The 5,692-nt window shown below is 52.6% G+C and carries 2 tRNA genes and 3 rRNA genes; all 5 read right to left on the bottom strand.

Annotated features, from left to right (window positions below):
• Positions 1-8: 8 nt before the first annotated feature.
• Positions 9-120 (bottom strand): 5S ribosomal RNA (gene rrf / locus KYK27_RS18300).
• Between the two features lie 123 nt (positions 121-243).
• A 23S ribosomal RNA gene (locus KYK27_RS18295) occupies positions 244-3,143 on the bottom strand.
• A 274-nt stretch (positions 3,144-3,417) separates the two neighbouring features.
• Positions 3,418-3,494 (bottom strand) — tRNA-Ala (locus KYK27_RS18290).
• A gap of 19 nt (positions 3,495-3,513) precedes the next feature.
• Positions 3,514-3,587: transfer RNA gene (locus KYK27_RS18285), tRNA-Ile, on the bottom strand.
• A 209-nt stretch (positions 3,588-3,796) separates the two neighbouring features.
• Positions 3,797-5,319, bottom strand: a 16S ribosomal RNA gene (locus KYK27_RS18280).
• The 16S, 23S and 5S rRNA genes sit together here with 2 tRNA genes alongside, the layout of an rRNA operon.
• Between the last annotated feature and the right edge of the window lie 373 nt (positions 5,320-5,692).

Below are 5,692 nucleotides of genomic sequence, written 5' to 3'. Positions count from 1 at the left end.
TTAGATAGGGTTGGCGGCCACCTACTCTCCCAGGTGTGACCCCAGTACCATCGGCGCGTCCGGGCTTAACTTCTCTGTTCGGGATGGGAAGAGGTGCTCACCGGAGCCATAGCCACCATTATTTTTACACGGGGTGTGCCGTGTGTGATACAATATGACAGTGCTGGAAAAAAGAGGGCTGAGTCTGGAAGGAGAAAAAGCTGCGGGCAGGTCTTTTCAGAACCAGCCAGCACCTTTTCAGGTGTGGGAACGCTCCCGGGCAATTAGTATGGCTCGGCTGTGGTATTTCTACCTTTACACCTGCCACCTATCAACGTCATCGTCTCTGACGGCCCTTACAGGGAGATCTCATCTTGGGGTGGGTTTCGCACTTAGATGCTTTCAGCGCTTATCCCATCCGAGCGTAGCTACCCTGCGCTGCATCTGGCGATACAACAGGTGCACCAGCGGCTCGTCCAACCCGGTCCTCTCGTACTAAGGTCAGAACCCCGCAAATCTCCAACGCCCGCAACAGATAGGGACCGAACTGTCTCACGACGTTCTGAACCCAGCTCGCGTGCCACTTTAATCGGCGAACAGCCGAACCCTTGGGACCTTCTCCAGCCCCAGGACGTGACGAGCCGACATCGAGGTGCCAAACCTCCCCGTCGATATGAGCTCTTGGGGGAGATCAGCCTGTTATCCCCAGAGTACCTTTTATCCTTTGAGCGATGGCCCTTCCATGCGGAACCACCGGATCACTATATCCGTCTTTCGACCCTGCTCGGCTTGTAGGCCTCACAGTCAAGCACCCTTGTGCTATTGCGCTCTGCGTACGGTTACCAAGCGTACTGAGGGTACCTTTGAAAGCCTCCGTTACTGTTTTGGAGGCGACCACCCCAGTCAAACTACCCACCAAGCACTGTCCCCTTTGGTCAGGTTAGGCGCCAAGCAACTCAAGGGCCGTATTTCAAGGTTGGCTCCACGATGCCTAGCGACACCGCTTCATAGCCTCCGGCCTATCCTACACATGAGTTACCCAGCGTCAATGCTAAGCTATAGTAAAGGTTCATGGGGTCTTTCCGTCCCGTTGCGGGTACTCGGCATCTTCACCGAGACTACAATTTCACCGAGCTCACGGCTGAGACAGCGCCCAGATCGTTACACCATTCGTGCAGGTCGGAACTTACCCGACAAGGAATTTCGCTACCTTAGGACCGTTATAGTTACGGCCGCCGTTTACCGGGGCTTCGATTCAATGCTTCGCCCTTACGAGCTAACATCCCCTCTTAACCTTCCGGCACCGGGCAGGTGTCAGGCCTTATACGTCATCTCTCGATTTAGCAAAGCCATGTGTTTTTGTTAAACAGTCGCCTGGGCCTTTTCACTGCGGCTTCTTCTATTGCTAGAAGGAAGCGCCCCTTCTCCCGAAGTTACAGGGCCATTTTGCCGAGTTCCTTGGCCGTGATTCACTCGAGCACCTTAGGATTCTCTCCTCGACCACCTGTGTCGGTTTGCGGTACGGGCGGCTATGTATTTAAACGCTTAGCGGGTTTTCTTGGGAGCCGGATTAGGGACATTATCTCCGCGGCCGAAGCCTTGGAGTACTATCAGCTTTCAGCTAGACGAGGGTACTTAACTCCCCATCCACTACCTACGGCCTTCAACGTACTATTCCGTCAGTACGCAGTCCTTTCACTTCTCCGTCACCGCATCGCTATACATAGCCGGTGCTGGAATATTAACCAGCTGTCCATCGACCTGCGCTTTCGCCTCGGCCTTAGGACCCGACTAACCCTGATCCGATTAGCGTTGATCAGGAAACCTTGGTCTTTCGGTGTGCGGGTTTCTCGCCCGCATTATCGTTACTTATGCCTACATTTGCTTTTCCAAGCGCTCCAGCACTCCTTGCCGGAATACCTTCATCGCCCTTGGAATGCTCCCCTACCAGTATACCCTAAAGGTATAATCCGCAGCTTCGGTGCCATACTTGATGCCCGATTATTATCGATGCCCTGTCGCTCGACCAGTGAGCTGTTACGCACTCTTTAAATGAATGGCTGCTTCCAAGCCAACATCCTGGCTGTCTAAGCAACTGGACCTCCTTTGTTCAACTTAGTATGAACTTGGGGACCTTAGCCGACGGTCTGGGTTCTTTCCCTCTCGGCCAGGGACCTTAGCACCCCTGGCCTCACTGCCGTGTATATCAAAGCGGCATTCGGAGTTCGTCAGGATTCGGTAGGATGTGACTCCCCCTAGTCCTATCGGTAGCTCTACCTCCGCTTGACTCCACCACGACGCTGCCCCTAAAGGCATTTCGGGGAGTACGAGCTATTTCTCAGTTTGATTGGCCTTTCACCCCTACCCACAGGTCATCCAAATACTTTTCAACGTAAACTGGTTCGGACCTCCACTGTGTGTTACCACAGCTTCATCCTGCCCATGGGTAGATCACAAAGTTTCGCGTCTGCCCCCTCTGACTACACGCCCTATTCAGACTCGCTTTCGCTGCGGCTCCGATCTTTGAAAATCTTAACCTTGCCAGAGAGGAGCAACTCGTAGGCTCATTATGCAAAAGGCACGCCGTCAGCCCACTAAAGGCCTCCGACCGCTTGTAGGCGCACGGTTTCAGGATCTATTTCACCCCTTTATTCAAGGTACTTTTCACCTTTCCCTCACGGTACTGGTTCACTATCGGTCTCTCAGGAGTATTTAGCCTTAGCGGATGGTGCCGCTGGATTCAGGCGGGATTTCTCCGGTCCCGCCCTACTCAGGATACCACTAGGGCCAAGCAGCTTACGTGCACGGGGCTATCACCCGCTCTGGCCGACCTTCCCAGGTCGTTACACTTCAATACTTGGTCCCACAGCGTGGTCCTACAACCCCAGCCCTGCCGTAACAGAACTGGTTTGGGCTTTTCCGCGTTCGCTCGCCACTACTTACGGAATCATTAGTTATTTTCTCTTCCTCCGGGTACTTAGATGTTTCAGTTCCCCGGGTTTGCCCCCCGTAGGGTAGTGTATCTTCAATACACTGGGTTGCCCCATTCGGAAACCTGCGGATCAACTTGTATGTGCCAATCCCCGCAGCTTATCGCAGCTTGTCGCGTCCTTCATCGCCTCTGAGAGCCTAGGCATCCCCCGTACGCCCTTCTCTGCGTTCCCGGCCGTCACAGTTTACACTATGCCGGCCCGCAGTCTTTTCTCTACTTCTTTTTCTCTTTGCTCGTATTCCAAGCCTTGCCTATCACTAGGTAAGACTCTTCTTACTTCTCTTTTTCCAACATGTCAAAGAACGTTCTCCAGTTAAAGAGTTAGAAAGTTAGAAAGTTAAAGAGTTGCCTCTGTTCACTTTTTGCTTCTTAACTGCATTGCCTGAAATGTGAAGTAAAAACCTGTTGTCTTTACTTGATGCTAGTTGCCTTTTACAAGGTCAAACTGGTGGAGAATAACGGAGTCGAACCGTTGACCTCCTGCGTGCAAAGCAGGCGCTCTAGCCAGCTGAGCTAATCCCCCTTACGTACTACGTTAAGAGTGGGCCTGCGTGGACTCGAACCACGGACCTCTACATTATCAGTGTAGCGCTCTAACCACCTGAGCTACAAGCCCGCTTTATTGTCCGGTACACTTCCCCTTGGCAAGGAAGGCCTGGCACCAGTCAGTATGTTTTTTTTAAGAGTCTTTCCTATAAGCATACCTTATAAAGAAAATCTTTAAAGAGAAGTTGAAACAAGTATGGGCACGGGGTCAAACGTGCAGTCAGTAAAGTGTTTTTCCTGTTGCCAGCAAAAACAAAAGGGCCGGATCGAGTGCTCTAGAAAGGAGGTGATCCAGCCGCACCTTCCGGTACGGCTACCTTGTTACGACTTAGCCCCAGTTACCAGTTTTACCCTAGACGGCTCCTATGACGGTCACCGGCTTCAGGTCTCCCTGACTTCCATGGCTTGACGGGCGGTGTGTACAAGGCCCGGGAACGTATTCACCGCGCCATTGCTGATGCGCGATTACTAGCGATTCCGGCTTCACGGAGTCGAGTTGCAGACTCCGATCCGAACTGAGACCGGCTTTTTGAGATTGGCGCCCTATCACTAGGTGGCGACCCTCTGTACCGGCCATTGTAGCACGTGTGTAGCCCTAGGCGTAAGGGCCATGATGACTTGACGTCGTCCCCGCCTTCCTCACTTCTTGCGAAGGCAGTCCCTTTAGAGTCCCCGGCATAATCCGCTGGCAACTAAAGGTAGGGGTTGCGCTCGTTGCGGGACTTAACCCAACACCTCACGGCACGAGCTGACGACAGCCATGCAGCACCTTGCTTTGTGTCCCGAAGGAAAGCCTCATCTCTGAGGCGGTCACGCGCATTCTAGCCTAGGTAAGGTTCCTCGCGTATCATCGAATTAAACCACATGCTCCACCGCTTGTGCGGGCCCCCGTCAATTCCTTTGAGTTTCACCCTTGCGGGCGTACTCCCCAGGTGGAATACTTAACGCTTTCGCTTGGACGCTGACTGTGTATCGCCAACATCGAGTATTCATCGTTTACGGCGTGGACTACCAGGGTATCTAATCCTGTTCGCTCCCCACGCTTTCGTGCCTCAGCGTCAGTTTCGGCTCAGCGAGCTGCCTACGCAATCGGGGTTCTTGGTGGTATCTATGCATTTCACCGCTACACCACCAGTTCCGCCCGCCTTAACCGAACTCAAGCCCTGCAGTATCAACGGCAGTTCCAGGGTTGAGCCCTGGGATTTCACCGCTGACTTACAGGGCCGCCTACGCACCCTTTAAACCCAATAAATCCGGACAACGCTTGCACCCTCCGTATTACCGCGGCTGCTGGCACGGAGTTAGCCGGTGCTTATTCATCTAGTACCGTCAGTTACCCCCGCAGGGGCGTTTTCTTCCTAGATAAAAGCAGTTTACAACCCAGAAGGCCTTCTTCCTGCACGCGGCATGGCTGGGTCAGAATCTCTTCCATTGCCCAATATTCCCTACTGCTGCCTCCCGTAGGAGTCTGGTCCGTGTCTCAGTACCAGTGTGGGGGACCATCCTCTCAGAACCCCTAGCCATCGAAGTCTTGGTAGGCCATTACCCTACCAACTAACTAATGGCACGCATGCCCATCTTCCACCGATAAATCTTTGACAGTTAAGTGATGCCACTCAACTGTGTTATGCGGTATTAATCCACCTTTCGGTGGGCTATCCCCCTGTGGAAGGTAGGTTGCATACGCGTTACGCACCCGTGCGCCACTAACCTAAGAACCGAAGCCCTTAGATTCGTTCGACTTGCATGTATTAGGCCTGCCGCTAGCGTTCATCCTGAGCCAGGATCAAACTCTCCATTGTAAGAAAATTATTACAGTAACCCGAAGGTTACCAATGTCTCGCCTGATCCGGCCCTTGTCTTTAAAAACTTGCTCTTCATGCTGCATCGCTGCAACATGGTATTTTGACTGTGCTTGTCTTGTTTCAACCAATCTCTCAAAGAACTCTTTTTACTTGACCCCACACCTGTTGTGCGGGAAAGTAATAGCCCTACTCGTTTCTAGTAGGAAGAACACCTGCCGTGCTCTTGGGGTACTCGCTTGTTTGTATTCCTTTTTCGCTCCGCCTGCTGCGTTCCGAAGGCCCCGTCTTGCGGTTGGGAGTGCAAAGGTAGTAGCTTTTTTTCAATCTGCAATACCCCGAGCAAAATCTTTTTTTTTCTTTTCTTTTCAGC

Source organism: Pontibacter populi (genome assembly GCF_019336435.1).
Classification (GTDB): Bacteria; Bacteroidota; Bacteroidia; order Cytophagales; family Hymenobacteraceae; genus Pontibacter; species Pontibacter humidus.
This window is presented reverse-complemented; position numbering and strand designations above follow the sequence as displayed.